Annotated in this window: 23 protein-coding genes and 3 pseudogenes; 8 read left to right on the top strand and 18 right to left on the bottom strand. The window is 61.7% G+C overall.

What is annotated here, in order from left to right:
• The first annotated feature begins 333 nt into the window (after positions 1–333).
• The 5 genes from I6F38_RS36215 (at position 334) to I6F38_RS36195 (ending at position 5,503) form a co-directional block, all read left to right on the top strand.
• Entirely contained in the window at positions 334–759 is a 426-nt protein-coding gene (locus I6F38_RS36215) for a hypothetical protein (RefSeq protein ID WP_223153798.1), read from the top strand.
• A 359-nt stretch (positions 760–1,118) separates the two neighbouring features.
• Positions 1,119–1,688, top strand: a complete 570-nt coding sequence (locus tag I6F38_RS36210; protein WP_016848068.1) for a helix-turn-helix transcriptional regulator — start codon at positions 1,119–1,121, stop codon at positions 1,686–1,688.
• A 196-nt stretch (positions 1,689–1,884) separates the two neighbouring features.
• Positions 1,885–3,438, top strand: a complete 1,554-nt coding sequence (locus tag I6F38_RS36205; RefSeq protein ID WP_049801880.1) for a phosphomannomutase/phosphoglucomutase — start codon at positions 1,885–1,887, stop codon at positions 3,436–3,438.
• A 41-nt stretch (positions 3,439–3,479) separates the two neighbouring features.
• Complete coding sequence (locus tag I6F38_RS36200) at positions 3,480–3,698, top strand: hypothetical protein (RefSeq protein ID WP_125459388.1); 219 nt, start codon at positions 3,480–3,482, stop codon at positions 3,696–3,698.
• Between the two features lie 683 nt (positions 3,699–4,381).
• Entirely contained in the window at positions 4,382–5,503 is a 1,122-nt protein-coding gene (locus tag I6F38_RS36195; protein WP_011090981.1) for a LysR substrate-binding domain-containing protein, read from the top strand.
• Here the strand turns inward: I6F38_RS36195 and I6F38_RS44310 are convergent.
• The 16 genes from I6F38_RS44310 to trbB all read right to left on the bottom strand — a co-directional run bounded on the left by I6F38_RS44310 (position 5,467) and on the right by trbB (position 18,441).
• Positions 5,467–5,562: a hypothetical protein gene (locus tag I6F38_RS44310; RefSeq protein ID WP_301309069.1), complete on the bottom strand. Its 96-nt coding sequence runs from the start codon at positions 5,560–5,562 to the stop codon at positions 5,467–5,469. The two genes, I6F38_RS36195 and I6F38_RS44310, sit on opposite strands and share 37 nt — an antisense overlap.
• Before the next feature lie 246 nt (positions 5,563–5,808).
• Entirely contained in the window at positions 5,809–6,177 is a 369-nt protein-coding gene (locus I6F38_RS36190) for a hypothetical protein (RefSeq protein WP_095424574.1), read from the bottom strand.
• 150 nt (positions 6,178–6,327) lie between these two features.
• Entirely contained in the window at positions 6,328–7,056 is a 729-nt protein-coding gene (locus I6F38_RS36185; protein ID WP_016848072.1) for an MFS transporter, read from the bottom strand.
• Positions 7,057–7,135: 79 nt separating this feature from the next.
• Positions 7,136–7,732 carry a ribbon-helix-helix domain-containing protein gene (locus tag I6F38_RS36180; protein WP_161170741.1) on the bottom strand — a complete coding sequence of 199 codons (597 nt, stop codon included), beginning with the start codon at positions 7,730–7,732 and terminating at the stop codon, positions 7,136–7,138.
• Positions 7,733–7,740: 8 nt separating this feature from the next.
• On the bottom strand, positions 7,741–8,682 hold the full coding sequence (locus I6F38_RS36175) for an alpha/beta hydrolase (protein ID WP_011090985.1): 942 nt from the start codon (positions 8,680–8,682) through the stop codon (positions 7,741–7,743).
• Between the two features lie 122 nt (positions 8,683–8,804).
• Positions 8,805–9,029, bottom strand: coding sequence for a DUF2274 domain-containing protein (locus I6F38_RS36170; RefSeq protein WP_011090986.1), 225 nt, complete (start codon positions 9,027–9,029; stop codon positions 8,805–8,807).
• On the bottom strand, positions 9,026–10,228 hold the full coding sequence (locus tag I6F38_RS36165) for a TrbI/VirB10 family protein (protein ID WP_011090987.1): 1,203 nt from the start codon (positions 10,226–10,228) through the stop codon (positions 9,026–9,028). The genes I6F38_RS36170 and I6F38_RS36165 overlap by 4 nt, the downstream gene beginning before the upstream one ends.
• Complete coding sequence (trbG, locus tag I6F38_RS36160) at positions 10,219–11,298, bottom strand: P-type conjugative transfer protein TrbG (protein ID WP_011090988.1); 1,080 nt, start codon at positions 11,296–11,298, stop codon at positions 10,219–10,221. The genes I6F38_RS36165 and trbG overlap by 10 nt, the downstream gene beginning before the upstream one ends.
• Entirely contained in the window at positions 11,295–11,984 is a 690-nt protein-coding gene (gene trbF, locus I6F38_RS36155) for a conjugal transfer protein TrbF (RefSeq protein WP_011090989.1), read from the bottom strand. Before trbF ends, trbG begins: the two co-directional genes overlap by 4 nt.
• Positions 11,985–11,987: 3 nt before the next feature.
• Positions 11,988–13,349: a P-type conjugative transfer protein TrbL gene (gene trbL, locus I6F38_RS36150; RefSeq protein WP_011090990.1), complete on the bottom strand. Its 1,362-nt coding sequence runs from the start codon at positions 13,347–13,349 to the stop codon at positions 11,988–11,990.
• Entirely contained in the window at positions 13,346–13,666 is a 321-nt protein-coding gene (gene trbK-alt, locus I6F38_RS36145) for a putative entry exclusion protein TrbK-alt (protein ID WP_011090991.1), read from the bottom strand. The genes trbL and trbK-alt overlap by 4 nt, the downstream gene beginning before the upstream one ends.
• Positions 13,667–13,676: 10 nt before the next feature.
• Positions 13,677–14,435, bottom strand: coding sequence for a P-type conjugative transfer protein TrbJ (gene trbJ, locus I6F38_RS36140; protein ID WP_011090992.1), 759 nt, complete (start codon positions 14,433–14,435; stop codon positions 13,677–13,679).
• Positions 14,432–16,870, bottom strand: a complete 2,439-nt coding sequence (trbE, locus tag I6F38_RS36135) for a conjugal transfer protein TrbE (protein WP_011090993.1) — start codon at positions 16,868–16,870, stop codon at positions 14,432–14,434. The genes trbJ and trbE overlap by 4 nt, the downstream gene beginning before the upstream one ends.
• Positions 16,871–16,877: 7 nt before the next feature.
• Entirely contained in the window at positions 16,878–17,153 is a 276-nt protein-coding gene (locus tag I6F38_RS36130) for a VirB3 family type IV secretion system protein (protein WP_026312513.1), read from the bottom strand.
• Positions 17,153–17,494 carry a TrbC/VirB2 family protein gene (locus I6F38_RS36125; protein ID WP_011090995.1) on the bottom strand — a complete coding sequence of 114 codons (342 nt, stop codon included), beginning with the start codon at positions 17,492–17,494 and terminating at the stop codon, positions 17,153–17,155. Before I6F38_RS36125 ends, I6F38_RS36130 begins: the two co-directional genes overlap by 1 nt.
• Positions 17,491–18,441 (bottom strand): P-type conjugative transfer ATPase TrbB, encoded by a 951-nt coding sequence (gene trbB / locus I6F38_RS36120; RefSeq protein ID WP_049801881.1) that lies wholly within the window; start codon positions 18,439–18,441, stop codon positions 17,491–17,493. Before trbB ends, I6F38_RS36125 begins: the two co-directional genes overlap by 4 nt.
• A gap of 289 nt (positions 18,442–18,730) precedes the next feature.
• Between trbB and I6F38_RS36115 the strand changes: the two are divergent.
• A pseudogene (locus I6F38_RS36115) lies at positions 18,731–18,970 on the top strand (transposase); the annotation flags it as partial.
• 117 nt (positions 18,971–19,087) lie between these two features.
• On the opposite strand, the pseudogene I6F38_RS36110 reads toward I6F38_RS36115, so the two are convergent.
• Positions 19,088–20,040: pseudogene (locus I6F38_RS36110) on the bottom strand (IS481 family transposase).
• A 78-nt stretch (positions 20,041–20,118) separates the two neighbouring features.
• On the opposite strand from I6F38_RS36110, the pseudogene I6F38_RS36105 reads away from it, so the two are divergent.
• Both I6F38_RS36105 and tnpB read left to right on the top strand, forming a co-directional pair.
• A pseudogene (locus I6F38_RS36105) lies at positions 20,119–20,234 on the top strand (IS66 family insertion sequence element accessory protein TnpB); the annotation flags it as partial.
• Entirely contained in the window at positions 20,215–20,568 is a 354-nt protein-coding gene (gene tnpB / locus I6F38_RS36100; protein WP_011091000.1) for an IS66 family insertion sequence element accessory protein TnpB, read from the top strand. The pseudogene I6F38_RS36105 and the gene tnpB, both read left to right, overlap by 20 nt.
• Positions 20,569–20,969: 401 nt before the next feature.
• On the opposite strand, the gene I6F38_RS36095 is transcribed toward tnpB, so the two are convergent.
• Positions 20,970–21,266 (bottom strand): hypothetical protein, encoded by a 297-nt coding sequence (locus I6F38_RS36095; protein ID WP_016847010.1) that lies wholly within the window; start codon positions 21,264–21,266, stop codon positions 20,970–20,972.
• Positions 21,267–21,284 lie beyond the last annotated feature (18 nt).

The following is a 21,284-nucleotide window of genomic DNA, read 5'->3' as shown; positions in this document are numbered from 1 at the left end:
AGCAAGGTCGGCTTCAGCTTCATCGGCTAGCGGCGACGATGACGAGCAGGGCCCGTGAGTGCCTCGGGCAAACGAACAGCTCTCAGCTAGCGATCGGGCTTTGCGCGCCCCTCAGAATGTCTTGCTTTCGGCAGAACAGGGCGCAACATCTGGCTTGCCATATTCACTGTCCGGACGGCGCCCGCTGGATTCATTGTACGTTACGTACAGAAGCGGCGCGTTACGAACCCAATTGACCCTTCAGGGCTGTCCCTAGAGAAAGGACATCAAATCACAGCGCTCCGCGGAGTCAGCTATGCTCCACCGCAGGCACGCGGTTAAGGAGGAGAGGATTTGATTTCGAATGAGATTCTGCCGATGATCAGCGAAACGCTCGCCGCCATGCGAACCCACCGTAACCGCATCCACCGCTATCGCCGTTTGCTTGAAACAGAGGTCGCGGGGCTTGACCGCCAGTATGTCGAAAGACGTCTGTCCGAGGAGCGATGTGCTCTCGACGCGCTAGTCTCGGCTATTTTTCCCTTGGTTTTCAAGTTCCCAAAGGCATCTACGCCTCCTAGGGAGATCGAAAGCAGTGGCGTACCAGAGCCCGGAGCCACTCAGGGTGAAGCCCGCTCTGCGTTAGAGGGTTCGCGGCGCGAGGCAAAATCAGGAGGCGCGTTCAAGAGAGCCTGCCGTGATCAAATTCAGCACAAAAATGGGAAAGTTCGCCGGATTTGTGCAGGCAGGACTGCGAAGATCAGCGGCTTCTTCCTATGACTAGTTAGATTTTCACTTTTGCATCGATCGCGCAGCTCGAATGCCGGCGAAGAAGCGCTGAATTCGAACGGGCAAACGCAGCGAGCGCTTATTCATCGCGCGCCCGAAAGGTCCGTAGCCTACGGACTCAGTCTGAAACTCTAGAAATTAGTGCGAAACATATCTCAAATGGGACTGTCCACTTTGACGCACGCAGCTATAAGTTGAGACATGGGACGATGGCGTTTTCAGCATTAGTTATGCGAACCATTTTTTGAACTGTTGCTATGCTTGAGGGTGACGAGAGAACGGGGGCAGGTCCGAAAGGAGCTTTGTTTTGCCCGAGTGAATTGCGCATCGCTCGTGGGGAACGGCCCAGTATGATTGGTACGCTTGATCTATTGGGCCGGCCTGCGATTTTGATCGATCAGAATGGCTTCGTGGCGGCTGTCAACGACAACGCGTCGAAGCTTTTCGATGACGATCTATCGGTGAAGGGACGGCGTCTGTTTGCAGCGGATGCTCAGTCACGACTGAGGCTGGACCGACTGATCACTCAGGTCCGCTTTTTGTCTGGCAAACCGGGCCGTAGCACCTTGCAAACAGTTGTCACCCGGAGTCAGCGCCGGCCGATTGTCATTGATGCCATCGTTCAGGACTGGGAAAGTGCAGGCGATCCCCTCCTCCCGGACATGGGCGCCCTTCTGATCCTGACTGATCTGAATGAAATACCTCGCGTCTCGCAGAGCTCTGTCATGGAGATCTTTGGATTGACTCCCGCGCAGGCTCGTCTCGCATCGCTGCTGGTGGAGGGAAAGTCGCTGGAAGAAATTGCATTTTATATGAACATTTCGTCGGGGACAGCGCGAAACCATCTGAAAGCTGTCTTTTTGCGAACCGGGACCAGGCGGCAAGCTGAGCTAGTCTCGCTATTGTCCCGGCTTCTATAACCCCGCCCATCCAAACTGGCCGGCCGGCTGCATTCTTCTCGCTGTGCAGGTCAACGTTTCCTGGTTTTCGATGACGGAAAGCTGACCAAGACTTAGCCAACAAGCCTACCTTGTCCATTGTGTGATGCCCGCGATACCTCGGCCTGGGCATTCGCTATGGCGGCGGTCAATTCCTCGCATTTCTGAGATTGTCTCAATGTTCCCCAAGCCGAAATCCGTCTTGTTGCCCAACACCTATGCCTTCGAATCCGAGCCGATGGTGAAGGCCACGGGTTTTCGCGAATACGACGCGCGCTGGTTGTTCCAGAAGGAAATCAACCTGATGGGGATCCAGGCGCTCGGCATGGGGCTGGGCGCGCTGATTGCGGAGCTCGGCGTCAAGCAGGAGATCGTCACCGGCCATGATTTCCGCGGCTATTCGGCCTCGATCAAATATGCGCTGATTTCCGGCCTGATGGCTGCGGGCTGCAAGGTGCACGACATCGGGCTCGCGGTGACGCCGATGGCCTATTTCGCGCAGTTCGACCTCGACGTGCCCTGCTGCGCCATGGTCACGGCCTCGCACAACGACAATGGCTGGACCGGCGTGAAGATGGGCGCCAACCGCCCGCTGACCTTCGTCCCCGACGAGATGACGCGGCTGAAGGAAATCGTGCTCAACGCCGAATTCAAGAACAAGGCCGGCGGCTCCTACCAGTTCCACGAGAACTATCCGGCGCGCTACATCGCCGACCTCACCAGCCGTCCGAAGCTGACCCGCAAGCTCAAGGTCGTCGCGGCCCGCGGCAATGGCACGGCCGGCGCGTTCGCGCCGCAGGTGCTGGAGGCGATCGGCTGCGAGGTGATCCCGCTCGACACCGAGCTCGACCACACCTTCCCGAAATACAATCCGAATCCGGAAGACATGGAGATGCTGCACGCGATCCGCGATGCGGTGCTGCATCACAAGGCCGATGTCGGTCTCGGCTTCGACGGTGACGGCGATCGCTGCGGCGTCGTCGACAACACCGGCGAGGAAATCTTCGCCGACAAGGTCGGCGTGATGCTCGCCCGCGACATGTCGGCGATCCACAAGGACGCGCAGTTCATCGTCGACGTGAAGTCGACCGGCCTGTTCGTCACCGATCCCGTGCTGCAGAAGCAGGGCGCCAAGGTCGCTTATTGGAAGACCGGCCATTCCTACATGAAGCGCCGCACCCACGAGACGGGTGCGCTCGCGGGCTTCGAGAAGTCCGGCCACTTCTTCTTCAACAAGCCGTATGGGCGCGGCTATGACGACGGCCTGGTGTCGGCGCTCGCGATCTGCGACATGCTCGACCGCGCGCCGGGCAAGTCGATGGCCGATTTGAAGAACGCGCTGCCGAAAACCTGGTCGTCGCCGACCATGTCGCCGCATTGCGCCGACGAGACCAAGTACGGCGTCATCGACCAGGTGGTGAAGCATTTTGAAGGCTTGCAGGCCAAGGGCGCCAGGATCGGCGGCCAGGCGATCCGCGATCTCGTCACCGTCAACGGCGGACGCGTCACGGTCGAGGACGGCAGCTGGGGCCTGGTGCGCGCGTCCTCGAACAAGCCCGAGCTCGTCGTCGTGGTCGAGAGCCCGGTCTCCGAGCAGCGCATGCACGACATGTTCGAGATGGTGAACAGCGTGCTGCGCACGCATGCCGCGGTTGGGGAATACAATCAGAGGATCCAAGGTGGCCTTGCTGGGCCGATCCGGCAGGCGAGGACCGATACCGAATTTGACTAATTAAGCTCGTCCAAGTTTCCGTAATCTATTTGGAGCAAGCCGTGACAACCAATCTTGTTTCTTCAGGCACGACCACGCTCAGTTCAAACTCCTCCAACAACTATCTCGTCTATGGTTCTGGCGCGCTTGTAATTGCTGCCAGCGTCATGCTTCCGGGACAATCCCTAGCGGGGATGACACCGCCCCAGTCGCTGTATCCAACCGTTCGCGCCAGAAGGGTGGAGCAGATGAGAGCGTTTCGGGCAAGATTCATCGAATAGCCGCGAAAAACGGCGTGCGTCCTTGGCATTAATCCCTCCTGGGCTCTTCGACCCGTAATCCGCGCGCCCCTCCTCTTCCAGGGGCCGTAGTACTGAAAGGCTAATCGCCATTTTTTGGTCTCAAGCGCCCTTTCACGCTGAAGTTGGGTAAGATTGAGTTACCCCGAAAATCGGTAGCAGAAAAGGAATTGCGGATTAGAAGAAAGGCAAGGCGGGCAGCTAGGCCTTAACTTGGATAGGTGGGAGGCTTTCATCCCGATGATTCAGTTATACTTCTAGTTCGCTCAGGCCGCCTGAACTGTCGTCAAAAACCTGTCGACTTCGATCCTCAGTTGCGCGCCGTTGGCGGACAGCATTTAGGCGGACAACCAAGCTGACCTGAAGCTCAGTCGGTTTCTGTTGCCCTGTCGCAAAATTACCTCGTGTAGGATCACACGCTCGGTCACAAAAACGGATTTTCCCCGTTCTACCCATTTCAATCGAAAAGACTGCTTCTCGGGTCGTTCGGGAGGCTTTTTCATGATCGGGTTGGGTTGGCGATTGGTTCACTGTCATTTGGAATCATAGCAGTTTACCCGAAACATGAAGTTAGAAGAGCTTGCGCTTCTCGTGCCTCCAGCGAGCCTAGGTACCGAGCAAATGGCGGCAGGGTCTTAACCGGCCCGGAGGGCGGATGTCTTTTGATGGCCCTTTCGAGGCCGAATTGGCGGGTTGAAGCAGCGCAAGCAAATGAAAGGCAAACTTGCCAAACTTTTTTGGCTCCAGCCTCGCCCATTTTTGCGCTTGCCAAATTGGAAGATCCAGAAGCAGCGCAAGCAAATGGCGTGCGCCATTCAAGACAAAAATTGGTCAATTGGTCACCGGCAACTTACCCTAGGGTTTCGACCGTGCCTGTGGAATTTCGAGACCTGCGCTGGGCGATCGTCGCGTCCAAGCACCGAAGCCTCCGCCAAGCGGCAGAGGCGCTCAGAATCAAGCAACCCACTCTTAGTCGCGGCCTGCGCAATCTCGAATACAGGTTGGGCGTCACTCTGTTTAAGCGTACCAATGGCGGCACACGACCTACCGTTGAAGGGCAGGAATTCCTCGAAGCTGCCCGGCGTTTCGTTGATGAGACGGAAGCAATCACGGTTCGTGGCAAGAACCGCTCGCGTGGTGAGAGCGGCCGATTGACCATCGGCATCCACACTTCCCTGTCAGCCGGCAATCTCCGGGCCACTCTCATCGAGCACCGGCACCGCTTCCCCGATGTCGACAGACAACTGGTTGACGGAGCGAGCGACCATCTGATTTCGGATCTCGCCAGCTCCGCGATTGACGTCGCCTTTGTGGCCGGCCTCAGTCCAAGGTGGAGCGACAGGTCATTGTTGCTCTGGAGCGAGCGTGTCGTTGCCGCCCTCCCCGCGAACCATCCGCTGACAGGTCGTGACGTAATTCACTGGGGCGAACTGAGGCACGAATCGCTTTTGATGTCGCAGCGAGGCCCGGGACCGGAATTCCTGAAGCTCCTTGACAGCAAATTGGGGTCTTCCGATCCTTGCCCGCTGGTTCGCCATGATGTGGTGCTCGACCGTCTTCTCTCCTTGGTCGGCGTGGACTGGGGCATTCTACTGGTATTGGAAAGTGCGACGGGCGCAGTCTATCCGGGTGTCACCTTCCGCGAGGTGCATGATGCCGAGGGGCCGACGCGGCTGAGCTTGCGCGCTTATTGGCGGCAGGACAACGCTAATCCATCGCTGCGTCCGTTGCTCGACCTGCTTCGGGAGCGCTATCCTGATATTTCCGCTGCCCCAGATGCGAGCTGAACAGCATTTCGTCGGGCCTTCGCAAAGGCGCGGTCGGTTGCGATAAAGCGCCCAACCATTGGCGATCAACTTGGCAGCCTTGGTCGGCGTCGTCGCGCCGCCGCTACGCGTCAGAATCGGCATAGCTTTGAGATCCCTGAAGACTGCAGCATCTGTTCGAGCATCGGCATCGGGGTGTCACGATCACCCCTGGGGGGCGGCATTTCCTGGACGAGGTGCGTCGCGGTGTCGAACATTCGCCGGTGCTTGCTGTGATCGCTCACAGTCCCGGCAGGCTGAACCTTGGCTGCCGCCGACTCGCGCCCCTAATCGCTGAACCTAGCGCTCGTCGACGGCCGAAGCACCCACGGGAAAGCGAACCAGACCCATGCGATGATCTGAAGGACAAGATTGAGGAAAAAGGCTATCTGGTACGCGATCTCCGGATAATGCCCCGCCTGAGGCGTCCAATGTTCAAGGACGACGCCAGTGGCATATTGCAGGACAAACGCTCCACCGATATGGAACACGTTCAGCGCAGCATTGGCCCGTCCGGCAAGCTCTTTCGGGAAATAACTAGCCAGGATCGCATAGCTAAGCACCGTAGCTGCGCCGACGGCGGCCACAGCGGCCCACAGGACGTATGATGACAACGGCCATCGCAGGATAATCGCGAATTGCACGGCAATGAACATAAGGCCGACGACCGCGAGGAGCGCCTCTGTTCCAATGCCATAGCGACGCAGCCGATCAGCCAGAACGCCTAGCAGGAGCGCACCCAGGCTACCGCGACGGTCATGACAAGCAAATGTTGCACCAAAGCAGCGCGATCAAGTCCCTCGACGTCAGTGAACCACTGCGCTGCCCAAAGTCCCTGCAGCGCCCAGGCGGTGCCGACGGAAGTCGCTGATAGCGGCGCCAGACGCCAGAAATGCGGATCGGTATAAATCTTCTTCAAGCTGGCCACGGCTGTTCCACGCAGGACCGGCGTTGCCGATGCACTCTCCGGCACCAAGAGATAGATCATCGAGATAGATCATCGCCGAACAGCCGGCCGTGAAGACAGCTAACAATGCGAAGAGCGTCCTCCACCCAACCCAAGCCAGCAACCACTGCGCCGGCGAGGTCGTGGTGACTGCTCCCAATGCACCGAGCATGACCATCAGGCCGTTGAGAAACGGAAGACGGTCCTTCGGAAACCAGAGAACGAGGGCTTTCAATCCGGCGGTCAGGCTCGCGGCGACGCCGAGACCGAGTAGCGCCCGGCCTAGAAGCAGCATGAGCAAATTGTCTGACGTAGCAAACAATGCGGCGCCGACCGCAGCAGCAACCAGCAGCACGCTCTGGATCAGCCGCGGACCATATCGATCCAGAAGGATGCCGACGGGTATCTGCGCTACCGCGAAGGTGAGAAAATAGACCGAAGTCAGCAAGCCAAGATCACCAGCGTCGAGCCCCAATTCCGATGTCAGGGGAGCGGCGATCAAAGCGTTGATTGTCCTGAAGAGGTACGAGAGGTAATAACCGACAGCAAAAGGTAGAAACACCCGCATGACAAGTGCGGAGACACCCATCACGTCTGCAACTGATCGTCGCGGCACGTAGGTGCGGCTTGGGCTAGGCGGCCGCGAATAAGGCGTGGTTTCAGCGCCGTTAGATCTCTCGCTGTAGCGGGATGTTGGTCCGGTCTGGAAAGGTTCGAATGCTGCCGCCCTCCCGCACGGCAGCATTCGGCTCTGACCCGCCATCAACCGTGTCGGACAGACGACGGTCTGGTTCTGAAGACCTGCAATTCGTGCGGCGATCCGCGCTTGCCGCAAGGTGGCTCGCCCAGCGGTTCTTATTCGTCACGAGGCGCCGGTTCATCGTCTCCCGGAGGAGGGATGTCCCCCGCTCAACACGACGTCCTACTTGCGCAGCGAACTCATCGAAGCGTTCTGAGCCCACCACAGTCGCCATATGCTGCTCTGCCGCCGATAACGAGGGCGTAACAGCCAAGTGAAAGCGCGCGTGAAGGGCGACGGCCTCATTCACCATCTTGAGATCGGCACCGAGACGCCCGATCTGATCGTTCAACTCAGTGAGGCGGCCTGCCACGATCGCGAAATGTTCAGCAGCGTTATCGGATTCGAGAAAGCTATCGAGCGCGGCTTCAATAAGTTCTGACTTTGTGACTCCCGTGCGTGTAGCCGCGGCGGTCAACCGCGTTGACATGGATTCGCTGAGATGAACGCCGGTCCGGGATTTCATGAGAGGACTCACTGTGAAGCGCCTGGAGTGTTGCAGTAACGGGCCACTGCCTTCGTGCGTGTATCGCACGTCATCTCAAGTTTCAGATCGGATTCAGCCTCAATTTCCGGATGCCCGCGGCGCCAGCTCCCACGCTCGACGGCGGCTAGAAAGCTGTCGAGCTGAGCATTGAATGCTGTCGGCTCTTCCAGATTGATGGTGTGGCCGGTGTTGGGACAGATCCAAAGACCGGCGTTGGGAAGCACTGCTTTCAGCATCAGGTTAGTCTCAAGGCAGGGCGCGTCTTCATCGCCCAGGGCCAGCAATACCGGTGTTCGCATCGTTGAGAACTGATCGGCCAGATCATGCAATGGCGGTCGCACCCCCTGACAGCGCGCCATCGTATTCGACATACCTAGCGGTGAGTGGTGACGCAGGCGTTCCTGGAACTCTTCCCAGCTCCGTGTGTCCTTGTATTTGAGTTGAATACGAGTCTGACCATGCGCCATTCTCCGGGCCATCGCGTCCATCCCGCGCTCGATGAAAGCCCGCGCGAGAATGGAGGTTTCTCTCGACCAGGCGTCCTGCTGGGAAGGAGCCGATCCGGATCCCACACCGGCCGCGACAATCGCGCTGGCTCTCTTCGGATAGCGTAATCCGAACTGCAAGGCGGCATATCCGCACATGCTCAATCCGACCAGGTGTGCGTGTTCGACAGCGAGGCCACGCATGACGGCGGCGATGTCGTTCACAGCGAGCTCCCAGCCATATAGCGTCGGATCGTCAGGAACGTCGCTGGGGGCATATCCGCGAGCGTTGAAAGTGATGCAGCGATAGGCACGAGAAAAGTAGCGAACCTGGGTTTTCCATCCGCGGCTATCTGAGCCGAACTCGTGCAGGAAAATGATCGGATGACCTTCCCCGGCTTCCTCAAAATAAAGCTTCACACCCGTGGCATCGATATATGGCATCTGACTTCCTGTTCACCTGAACGCGTCTACGTGAGCAAAATGCTGGTCTATGACCGGATTTGACTTGATGGGCTTTCGTCCCGGCCGTTTCTGCAAGGCAACGCTGAACGATCGTCCCCTTATCAATTTGTTGCCGCGCGTTTCACCTTTGAAAACCCCTTGTCTGTTGCCATGAATCTTTGGATCATCGGAGCGATGAGCTTGGCGGGATCGGGTGCCGGCTGTCCGCTCTCGCGCGCGATCGCCTCGGCATAGGCGAGGAGATTGCGATGGACGGCAGCCGGCAACTCGACGGCGATCTTCACCGGCTTATCGTCGAGGATGGTTCCGAGCTTCAGCTTGCTCATCGGCTTGCCTCCTGGCGGTAGGGAGCCAACACCAAATCCCGCGTAACGATGACCCGCACCGGGAAACCTGGCCGGATGGTCAGCGTCGGCTGGATGTTGAGCTGGCGCTGCACGATCTGCTGGCCGGTCTGGCTGATGCTGTTGGACGCGCCGCTACGGATCGCTTGAACGAGGTTGTTCTCATTCTGGCTCGTGCCCGCCTCGCCTCCGACGCTGAGCATGGTCGAGAGGACGGCAGCCTTGAACAGCATGCCCCAGTGGTTGTCGACCTCATCCTCGAGACCGGCATAACCACCGGTGTCGGCGCCGGGCTGGCGCTCTAGCACGATCGAGTTGCCATCCGGCATGATGATGCGGGTCCAGACCAGGAGGATGCGGGACTGGCCGAACGCGACGGAGCTATCGTACTGACCTATCAGTTTGGCACCCTGCGGGATCAGAAGATATTTGCCAGACGGACTGTCCCAGACCGCCTCGGTCACCTGTGCGGTGACTTGGCCGGGCAGATCGGAACGAATGCCCGTGATGAGCGCAGCCGGAATCACGGTGCCCGCCTGCACGACGTAAGGTGAGGCCTTGGCTTCGAGCCGTTCCGGACTGACCGTGCGCTTGTCTGTCGGAGCAGTGAGGAAGGCCGTCTTGCGGTCCTGCATGTTCTGGGCAGATCCGGCATCGACGGGCGGTGTCGCGGCCGGAGTGGCCGTGGCGCCAGCGGAGGCATTCGGGATGAGTTGGCCGACGCTCTGCGGTTGCTGAGCAGTTTGGGCAAAGAGGCGGCTGACCCGCGCCGCCTCGATTTCCTGGCCCCTGCGCTGCGTCTCGGGATCTGACGTCGCCGCCATCGTGTTCGGTGCAGCGCCGGTGTTGAGGATCGGCTTGCCGAGATCGCCGGGCAGCGGCGGCCCGAGCGGCGGTGCTTGACGCGGCAGGCCGGTATAGTCTTTCGGCAACCCGGCCAGACCCTCGGCCGAAGGCCGGTTCTGGGTGCTGAGCAGTTCTTGGCCGCTCTGCGCCTTGTTGCCGGTCTGGAGCGCGTAGCCGAGCGCGCCCGCGACCGCGAGGGCAGACAGCGCGCCGAGGCCGACAAGGACCTTGCGCGAGAGCCGTGTGACACGGGGCCGCTCGCCTCGGAGCCGCAGGTCCGGCGGCGCGACGGGCGGAATGTCGCCCTGACGTTCGTCTTCGCTGTCTATCGCCATGCGCGCGGCCTTCCGTCGGTGCGGACGATGCGCACGCGCCGCTCACTATCCTTGTCGCCAAGACGCAATTCGGCGGCGGCGAACAAGCGGTCGACGATGTAGTAGTTACGGTTTGCTCGGTAGTTCACCAGTTCGGAGCCGCCGGCTGGACCTATCACGAACAGCGGCGGCATTTCACCCTGGGCGATACCGCTTGGGAACTCGATGTAGACCTTGTTGCCGTCATCAAAGGCGCGCAGCGGACGCCAGGCCGGGTCGTCGCCCTCAATAGAGTAGCGGAAGTTGATCGAGGCGAGATCGACGCCAGCCGCAATTGGCGCCGCAGTTTCAGCGGCCGCATTCTGCCGCCGAAGCGCAATCAGCTGGTCCTCGGGATACTGCCAGGAGACCGAGGCCATATAGGTCTTTTCCGTCGAGCACAGCTCGAGGAGATAGGTCCGCCGATCGGTGTTGATCACGAGATTGGTGACCAAATCCGGCCGCGTCGGCTTGACGAGGATATGAATCTTCTTGGTCGCGCCCGCGCCGCTCTCGGTATCGCCGATGATCCAGCGCACAGTGTCACCGGCGGCAACCGGACCGGAGCCGACGAGTTGCTCACCCTCCTGGAGGGCGACATCTGTGATCTGGCCGGGCGCCGTGTAGACCTGGTAGAGGGCTCCGCCGGAGAACGGATAGACCTGTACTGCGTTGATGAAACCATTGCGGACCGGCTGCACCCGTGCCGCGGCGTTGGCCTGTTTGACGCGAACCTTTGGATCGGCGGCTTCCGGGACGCGTTTGCCGGCGGCGAGCGGCTTCAACTGCCCGGGCAGTGGCAGCGGCTGGGGCAACTCCACGATTTTGACGGGCGGCGCCGGGTCGACGGTGAGCGTCGCAGGCTCCGCAGTGTCGTAGCTGATGTCGGGTGGGATGAAATTGTGCGCGCAGCCGCCAAGGGCTGAGACGGATATCAGCAAAGCCGTCAAAGCGGATTTACGGAAAGACGTATCGCCGTCCTTCCGGTTTTGATGAACGATGGAAAAACGCGAAGCCGGACCGCCGGCTTTTGCGAAAATCGGCGGGGTCATTGTCCCAGCTCCTTTGACCAGTTGATGGCGTTGACGTAGATGCCGAGTGGATTCTTGCGCAGCCGATCGGCGTCGGTGGGCGGCTGAATCGCGATGGTGAGGATCGCGGTCCAACGCGTGGTGCCGGCGAGCGCCCCGTCCTGAAAGCGGTGCTCAACCCAGGCCACGCGAAAACTGTCGGGCGAGGCGCGGATGACGCTGGAGACGTCGATCGCGACCTGCTGCTTGCCGAGATTGGCGAAGGGGTCGTTGGCGCGGGCGTAGTCGTTCAGCGCCGCCGCGCCCGCCGTGGTTGTGAAATCATAGGCCTGCAGCCAGTTGTGCCGCACGATGATCGGGTCGGCCGGAAGCGAGCGAACGATCTGAATGAAGTGGGCGAGATACCAGGCGATCTGTGGGTCGTTCGGCCTGTAGTCGGCGGTAGCGGGCGCCATGACTTGCGCTTCGCCGAGCTTGTCGACCTGCACCACCCAGGGAACGACAGTGCCGTGCGTGGATTGCCAGACGAGTCCACCGGCAAGGCCGCAGGACAGCATCAGCGAACCGAAGGCCATCAGCCGCCAGTTCCTGGCCTGCACCCGGGCGGATCCAATGCGCTCATCCCAAACTTGCGCTGCGCGCTGGTAGGGGGTTTCTGGTTCGGGCGTGCGGCCGTAACGAACCGACGATCGCCGGAAGACTGACATTCGTTATTCTCCTCCCGAGAGGTCGACGGAGTGGCCGCCGCCATGGCTGTCGCCGGATTTGAGGGCTTGCGCGGTGGTCTGAGCGCCGTGAATGACGGTCTGATTGCGCTTGACGCGTTGGGCCCAGGCGGGCGGACCGCTCTCGCTCGGCACTTGAGATGCGGCTCCATCGTTTGCGGCCGCGCCGCTCCGAATGGTCCCCATCGTCGAGGAGCCACCCGTGTTGGCGACGCCGGCACGGGCGCCAGAAGTGAAGCTCTCCGTCATTGTCCCTGCCGCTTGCGCAGCGGCGCGTCTGACGGGAGCTGCCGCGTGACTAGCCGCCGCACGGCCTGCACCGCCGAGACCGGACGCGACGCCGCCGGCGCCGGACCGACCGGCTGATGCGAGGCTGTAGGCGGAGGACATGCCGCCCGCCATCGCCGCACCGCCGCGCGCGGCAGCCGCAGCACCAGAGCTGGCTGCCATCGCTCCCCTTCCGGCCAAACCGAGCGCCGCGCCGCCGACCATCGCTGTACCGGCAACAGCCAGACCCGTGCCGACGGTAGCGCCCGCACCAAGCTGCGGCGCGCCGGAAACAAGCCCGGTCGCGATGCCGGGCCCGAAGATGCCGAGGCCCAGCATAGCGAGCGCCGCGAGCACGACAGAGAGCGCCTGCTCGATCGTCGGCTGGCCGCCGGCATAGGCGGTGGTGAACTGCGAAAAGAGCCCGGTGCCGATGCCGACGATGACGGCGAGCACCATGACCTTCACGCCGGAGGCAACGACATTGCCCAGCACCTTCTCCGCGAGAAAGGCGGTCTTGTTGAAGAGCGCGAACGGAATGAGGATGAAGCCGGCGAGCGTCGTCAGCTTGAACTCGATCAGCGTGACGAAGAGCTGCACCGCCAGAATGAAGAAGGCGATCAGCACCAGCAGCCAGGACACCATCAGCACGGCAATTTGTACAAAGTTGGAAAAGAAGCTGGTGAAGCCCATCATTTGGCTTGCGGAGTCGAGCAACGGCTGCCCGGCGTCGAGGCCGACCTGCGCAAGCCGGCCGGGCCGCAGGAAGTCCGCCGTCGAGATCGACGAGCCGCCGGCCTTCAGGCCGAGGCCTGCGAAGCTGTTGAAGATGATGCCTGAGAGCTTGGTGAAGTTAGTGATGATGAAGGCAAAGAAGCCGATGTAGAGGGTCTTCTTCACCAGTCGCTGGAGAATGTCTTCGTCTGCGCCCCAAGCCCAGAACAGGCCCGCGAGCGTGATGTCGATGACGATCAACGTCGACGACAAATACGTGACCTCGCCCTTGATCAGGCCGAAACCCGAATCAATGTAGGTCGTGAAAGTATTGAGAAAGGTGTCGATGACGCCGACGTTGTTCACGGCTTCTCTCCCTTTGGAACAGCCGTCATCGGCTGAGTGGCCGGCGCGGCTTGCGGCAGACGTGGCCGCGCCGGCCTGCCGAAGAAGCGCGCGCGGTTCTCCTTCCAAACCGCCTGGCAGTGCGGATCTTCGGCATCCTGGGGTCCAAGCTCGGCGCAGCGGAGCAGCTCGGCCGAGAGGTCATCGGGAGCGGAGACAGAGGGGGCGTCGGATACCGGCCGCTCGGCTGGACGCCGATGGATGACGTGCAGCGCGGCGAGGAAAATCACGAACACGACGATCATCGCGCCTGCGCGAAAGATATCCGAGCGCTCCATGATCGGTGCCTCAGTTGCCGCTGAACATGGTGACGTTGCCCGGCTGATAGCCGCTGCGTGTCGAGAAGATTTTGTATTGCTGCTGGCCCTGCGACTCGGTCGCCGTTACGCGCGCCTGCTCCAGCGCATCCGCCCGTCCCTTCGCGGCGAGCACCGCGACGAGATCGGATAGCTGCTGGGATTGCAGCGCGAGGAGTTGGTTGCCGGCTTGAGCGGCTTGCAAAGCGCCACTTGCCGACTGACTGGCGGTAACCAGCGTACTCATTGCGCTGGAGTTGGTCGAGATATTGCCGACGACGCCGGCCTGCACCTTCAGCGAGTCTTCGAAAGCGCCCACCGAGTTCTGCCAACGACTTTGAGCCGCGGCAAACATTGTTGCATTGGAGCCCGTCGCCGCCGCCGTGCCGTAGGTGCTGGAATACATCGTCTGGACGCGCTCGACGTTGAAGGCGATGTTCTGGGCCTGGCTCAGCAGTGACTGGGTCTTGGCAATCGATGACTGAAGCTGGGTCAGCGTCGACAACGGCAGGTTGGCGAGGTTCTTTCCCTGATTCACCAGGCTTTGGGCCTGATTGGTCAGCATCTGGATCTGATTGTTGATCTGCTGCAGCTCGCGCGCCGCGGTCAGCACGTTCTGGCTGAAGTTGGTGGGGTCGTAGACGATCCACTGCGCAAGGACCGAGGTCGTCGAAAGCGGCGAGATCGAAAAGGCGAGCGAGAGAGCCGTCGCAGCGGCCAAGCCAGCGCGCCGCACTTCGAGAGCGGTCATGATTGCACCTCCAGGTTTGTCAGGTCAGGGATGAGATCGGCGGCCCACAGCAGTTCGTGATCGGCGAGCCAGGCGGCCGTGAAGTCGTCACGGCCGTGCTCGGCAAGCAGCCGTTCGATTGCGGCATGGTCGGTCTTGGAGGAGGCGGCGCAGAAGGCGAGCGCAACTGGCCCAAGGCCGAGCTCGAACAGCCGATTGCCGCGACGAGACTGGCAATAGTAGTCGCGCTTCGGCGTCGCCCGCGCGATGATCTCGATCTGGCGGTCGTTCAAGCCGAACCGCTGGTAGATGGCGGTGATCTGCGGTTCGATCGCGCGCTCGTTCGGCAGGAATATCCGCGTCGGGCAGCTCTCGACGATCGCTGGCGCGATGTTGCTGCCATCGATGTCGGAAAGCGATTGAGTGGCGAAGACGACGGAAGCGTTCTTCTTCCGCAGGGTCTTCAACCATTCCCTGAGCTGTTGCGCGAAGGCTGGATCGTCGAGGACGAGCCACCCCTCGTCGATGATGAGGAGGGTCGGCCGGCCGTCGAGCCGGCCCTCGATGCGATGGAAGAGGTAGGTGAGGACGGCAGGCGCCGCGCCTGCGCCGATCAAGCCCTCGGTCTCGAACGCCTGCACCGACGCAAAGCCGAGCTGCTCGGCCTCCGCGTCGAGCAAACGGCCGGAGGAGCCGCCGACGCAATAAGGTTGCAGCGCCTGCTTGAGTGCGGTCGATTGCAACAGAACCGTCAAACCGGTGATCGTGCGTTCCTCGGCCGGTGAGGACGCCAGTGACGTCAATGCCGACCAGACGTGCTCCTTCACGGTCGGATCGATGGTGACGCCCTCCTTGGCGAGGATTGCCGTCACCCATTCGGCCGCCCAGGCGCGCTCGGCCGCATCGCCGATACGTGCGAGGGGTTGAAGGGAGACTGAATCTTCGGCGCTGTTGGACAGACTTCCGCCGAGGTCGTGCCAGTCGCCGCCCATGGCAAGGGCCGCCGTGCGGATCGAGCCACCAAAATCGAAGGCGAAGATCTGGCTTTTCCGGTAGCGCCGGAACTGGATCGCCATCAGCGCCAGCAGCACGGATTTGCCGGCGCCGGTCGGGCCGACGATCAGGGTGTGGCCGACGTCGCCGACATGCAGCGAAAACCGGAACGGCGTCGAGCCTTCGGTCTTACCGAAGAAGAGCGGGGAGCTGCGGAAATGCTCATCCCGATCTGACCCGGCCCAGACCGCTGAAAGCGGAATCAGGTGAGCGAGGTTCAGTGTCGAGAGCGGCGGTTGGCGAACGTTGGCGTAGGCGTGACCCGGCAGAGAGCCGAGCCAGGCTTCGAGCGCGTTCACCCCTTCCGGCATGCAGGTGAAGTCGCGCCCCTGGATCACCTTCTCGACGAGGCGAAGCTTCTCAGTGGCGAGACCGGGGTCCTCGTCCCAGACGGTGACGGTCGCGGTGATGTAGGCTTGACCGACGTCGTCGGTGCCCAGTTCCTGCAAGGCGAGATCGGCGTCAGTGGCCTTATTCGCCGCATCGCTATCGACCAGTGTCGAGGCCTCGTTGGTCATCACCTCCTTGACGATGGCTGCAATCGACTTGCGCTTGGCGAACCACTGCCGGCGGATCTTGGTCAAGAGTTTCACCGCCTCGGTCTTGTCGAGGAGGATCGCGCGGGTCGACCAGCGGTAAGGAAAGGCAAGCCGGTTCAGCTCGTCGAGGATTCCGGGATAGGTCGCGGTCGGAAAGCCGACCACCGTGAGTGTACGAAGATGATGGTTGCCGAGCCGCGGCTCGAGGCCACCGGCAAGCGGTTCGTCCGCGAGCAGCGCGTCGAGATGCATCGGCGTCTCGGGGACGCGCACGCGCTGTTGCCGGGTCGAGATCGTCGAATGCAGGTAGGTCAGCGTCTCGCCATCATCGAGCCACGCCACCTCAGGCATGAACCCTTCGACAAGTTGCAGGACGCGGTTGGTCCGATCAACAAAACCACGCAGCAGCTCGTGGGGATCGACGCCGCTCTGCGCGCGGCCCTCATAGAGCCAGCCTTCGATCCGCGAGGCGTCCTCAGCCGGCGGGAGCCAGACGAAGGTCAGGAAATAGCGGCTCTCGAAATGCGCGCCCGCCTCCTCGAAAGCGTCCCGCCGCTCCAAATCGACCAGCGCTGATGCGGCGTCAGGAAAAGTATTGTGCGGATAAGTCTGGGCGGCGATGCGCTGGGCCTCGACGAAGATCGCCCAACCTGAGCCGAGACGGCGGAGCGCGTTGTTGAGTCGGGCCGTTACGCCGACCAGTTCGGCAGGCGTCGCGCTGTCGAGATCCGGCCCGCGGAAGCGCGCCGTGCGCTGGAACGCGCCGTCCTTGTTGAGGACGACGCCCTTCTCGACCAAAGCGGCCCAGGGCAGGAAGTCGGCAAGACTGTGGGGCCGGTTGCGGTATTCGGCGAGGTTCAGCATGGAAGTCTCACACGCCGAGGTAAGAAGGATAGCGGAGGTGGCGTCGAACGACGTCCACGAACTGCGGGTCGCGCTTGGCCGCCCAGACCGCCGCGGCATGGCCCACGGCCCAAATCAGCGCGCCGGGGATCCAGAGGTGGAGGCCGAGCGCTATTGCCGCGGCCAACGTGCCGTTGGCGATCGCAACCGTGCGGGGCGCGCCGCCCATCAGGATTGCCTCGGTGAGCGCGCGATGAACCGGCGCGAAGAAGCCCGGCACGTCTAGATCGATGATGCCGGCCATCACACCAGCGCTCCGCCGGAGAAGCTGAAGAAGGTCAGGAAGAAGCTCGACGCGGCGAAGGCGATCGACAGACCGAAGACAATCTGGATCAGCCGGCGGAAGCCACCGGAACTATCGCCGAACGCAAGCGTCAGGCCGGTCACGGTGATGATGATGACCGACATGATCTTCGCGACCGGCCCTTGCACCGACTCCAGGATCTGATTGAGCGGCGTCTCCCACGGCATCGACGAGCCGGAGGCGTAGGCCGCGGGCGCGATTGCAATGGAGATGACGGCAATTGCGGCGAGGCCCGTGAAGCGGAGTCGCACGCGACGGATCGCGGGAGGAAACTGGATCATGAGGGGTCTCCGGGAAGTGAGGATGGGCCGCCCGCCGCGGCAGAGTTGACGCGGTAGTCGCCGGTGGCGGGATCGAGGCCGGCGACGAGAGCAAGTTCAGCGAGGCGGCGTTCGCTGCCGCGGCCGCGCAGAACCGCGACGAGATCGATGGTCTCGGCGATCAGCGCCTTGGGAACAGTGAGGACGGCTTCCTGGATGAGCTGCTCGAGGCGGCGAAGCGCGCCCAGAGCCGTGCCGGCGTGAATCGTTCCGATCCCACCGGGGTGGCCCGTGCCCCAGGCTTTGAGGAGCTCCAGGGCTTCGCTGCCCCGTACCTCGCCGATCGGAATCCGGTCGGGGCGTAGGCGGAGGGAAGACCGAACCAGATCCGACAGGGACGCCACGCCGTCCTTGGTGCGCAGCGCGACCAGATTCGGCGCGCGGCACTGCAGTTCACGCGTGTCCTCGATCAGGACCACGCGATCGGTGGTGCCGGCGATCTCCGCCAGCAGCGCGTTTGTCAGGGTGGTCTTGCCGGTCGACGTGCCGCCGGCGACCAGGATGTTCTTGCGGGCCGCGACGGCTTCGCGGAGCATGCCCGCCTGCCCGGCCGTCATGATGCCGGCCGCCGCGTAGTCATCCAGGGTGAAAACAGCCACCGCAGGCTTGCGGATCGCAAAGGCCGGCGCCGCAACGACAGGCGGGAGAAGCCCCTCGAACCTCTCCCCCGTCTCGGGAAGCTCGGCCGAGACGCGGGGCTTTTCGGCATGCACCTCAGCGCCGACATGGTGCGCGACCAGGCGCACGATCCGCTCGCCGTCGGCGGCGGACATCGTTCGTCCGCTATCCTCCAGCCCGCCGGACAGCCGGTCGACCCAGAGCCGACCATCGGGGTTGAGCATCACCTCGACGATCGAGGGGTCTTCCAGGAAGGTGGCGATCGCGGGACCAAGCGCGGTGCGCAGCATGCGCGCGCCACGCGAGAAGGCTTCCGAATGGAGTGAAGTGCCCGCCACGATCGTCCCCCGTCGAGTACCAATCGCGGCAAGCGATCAGCAACGGGGATGGATAGAAAAGGCAGGAAACGGGTTAGTTCAACAAGTATTCAGGCGTCGTAGGAAGCGGGCGTAGAGCGGCGAAAAAATACTTGCTGCGTCGAAGCATGCTGATCGACAGTAAGCGCGAATTTCCCTCCACCTTTTGCTTTTGAGTACTCTGATGCATGAGGTGTCCACCAAAATAGGTGGGCACCTTGTGATGGCAGACGATGATCAGAAATTGCGAGTGAGGCTTGTTGGCCGGAACGGTCGCCGGCGCTACGAGGCGGCATCGAAGGAGCGTCTTGTCGCGACCTGTCTTGAGCCTGGGGTTTCGGTATCGAGACTTGCGCTCGAACACGGGGTCAACGCGAACCTGCTTCGGAAGTGGATCAAGAAGCACACCGCGACCAGGTCTCTGCCGCCATCTTCACCATCGGCGTTCATCCGGGTTCAGCTTGAGGAGACCGCCGATCGAGCCCTGTCGCGACAAGACAGCGTGGCGACGGTTGATTTGCCGGCGACTTGCGATGAAGTGCGCGGGTCGGAACCCAAGGGGACTACAGCTTTTTGTTCTCTAGCTGTGGAATCTCAACAGGTCGTCCTTCGGGAGGCCGAGGCGGCTGATGGGTGGTTTGGCCTGCAGGCTGCCGTGCGGGCGATGCCAGTTGTAGTGATGAAGCCAGATTGGCAGGTTTTTGGCGCGCTGGTCTGAGGTGTCATAGGCGCGAGCGTAGGCCCATTCGCGCAGCACTGTCTGGATGAAGCGTTCGGCCTTGCCGTTTGTTTGCGGTCTGTAGGGTCTGGTGAAGATGTGCTTGAGGCCGAGCTTCCTGCACGCTCTGGCGAAGGCCTTGGCGCGGTAGCAGGAGCCGTTGTCGGTCATGATGCCGGTGACCTTCATGCCGAGGCTGCGGTAGTAAGTGACGGCCTCCTTGAGGAAGGCGATGGCGCTCTCCTTTTTCTGATCCCGCCGGATCTGGGAGAAGGCCAAGCGCGATGCATCGTCGATGGCCACGTGGACGAACTCGTGGCCGGCGCCGCGGCTTCGCCTTTCTGGCGATCGTGTGTGATGCGGTGGCCTGGTCTTACGAACCTGCCGAGCTTCTTGATGTCGATATGGATGAGCTCGCCGGGGTGCTCGCGCTCGTACCGGCGCACCGGCTCGGCGGGCTCCAGATCGCGTATCCGGCTTAATCCCAAGCGGCGAAGGATACGGCTGACGGTGGCCGGTGACACCTCGACCTCGGCAGCAATCTGCTTGCCGGTGTGGCGCTGCCGGCGCAACGTCTCGACGGCGGCGCACGTGGCCGGCGGGGTTTGGCTCGGCGATGAACGAGGTCGCGACGAGCGGTCGCGCAAACCATCCACGCCTTCTGCGCGGAACCGCTTGACCCATTTGGCCACGGTTTTCGGTGTCGTGTTGAACTGATTTGCCGCATCAGCCTGGCTCAGCCCGCCCTCGACCACGCCTCGCACCATCGCCTCTCGACCTTTGAGCGTCAAAGGCGCATTCTTGTGGACGTTCATCTGCCTTGGAACACTGAAGCTTCGCAACCTCAGCTTCCTCGGTTCAGACCAGATGGACAACCTCCTGAGAGACCAAATCTAGCCCAAGTGAGCGCGTCCCTGCCGAACGGCGTGAAGCTTGCGCTGGAATGCGGCGATGTGGATGCATGACGGCGATCATCGGAGCACTGGGCCATGTTCAGACTGGGCGGTGAGCTTCAGGTCTATCTGCACCGTGAGCCGATCGACTTCCGGGCTGGCATCAACAGCCTTGCGGTTCTGGTCCAGGAGACGATGGCGCTCGATCCGTTCGCTCTTGCGGTTTTTGCGTTCTGCAATCGCCGTTGCGACCGGATGAAGCTGCTGTTCTTCGATCGGTCCGGCTTTGTGCTGGTCCTGAAGCGGCTAACCGAGGACAAGTTCCGATGGCCGCGCCGCCAAGAGGCGGTCGTCACGCTGACGACCGAGCAATTGCACTCGATCCTTGACGGCATCGATATCGATGCGATGGTCCGCCATCCGGTGCGGCAATATCAGGTTGCCGGCTGAGCCCCAAAGCCGCCACGGCCTGAACAGCCCAGTATCGCCAGATACGAACGCCATCCGTCAAAAGCCCGCGCGTCAACGTGCGAGGAAAATCGTGCTTACGCTCAATCAACGCCCTTTGCGCGTTCTTTACTGCTTCACCTTTCGAGCCTAGCTCGATGAGTGGCCCGTTCTTTAATCGCGGGCACGGTATCAAGTGGCCGTTCCGTCATGGAGATTGCCAAGCTCCGAGGGGAGAACGACGAGCTCCTGAGGATGGTCCGCCTCGTCACCCTGAAGCTTAACGAGGCCCAAAAAGAGATGAGAGACGCCGGCGTGGCCGCACGCGAGGCGCGCGCAATCGCTCGCCGTTTCAGCCCCTGCGCTGTACTACAAACGCAAGATGCCGGAGCGCGACCATGCGCTCATGCGCTCCGGCGGCAGATCGAGGAATTCTTGCGCGACCCGCTCTCGGCAATGCGCTCCTTGCGCACGGCCGTCCCGCGATCTTCCGCCCCGACAACGGTGCCGAGTACAACGCGAAAGCCGCCCGCGCCTTCCTTGTGTCGCTCAATATCGCCATCTCCCGCTCGAAGAAAGACCGTCACTGGGAGAATGGGTACCGGGAGAGTTTCTACGACAAATTCAAGATCGACCTCGCGATTCCGGTCCGCTTCTCTTCCCTCGGCGAGTTTGTCGCTGAAATCTACAGACAGATTCACTACGACAACAATGATCGC

It is taken from the genome of Bradyrhizobium sp. BRP56 (assembly GCF_020194035.1).
Taxonomy (GTDB): domain Bacteria; phylum Pseudomonadota; class Alphaproteobacteria; order Rhizobiales; family Xanthobacteraceae; genus Bradyrhizobium; species Bradyrhizobium australafricanum.
This window is presented reverse-complemented; position numbering and strand designations above follow the sequence as displayed.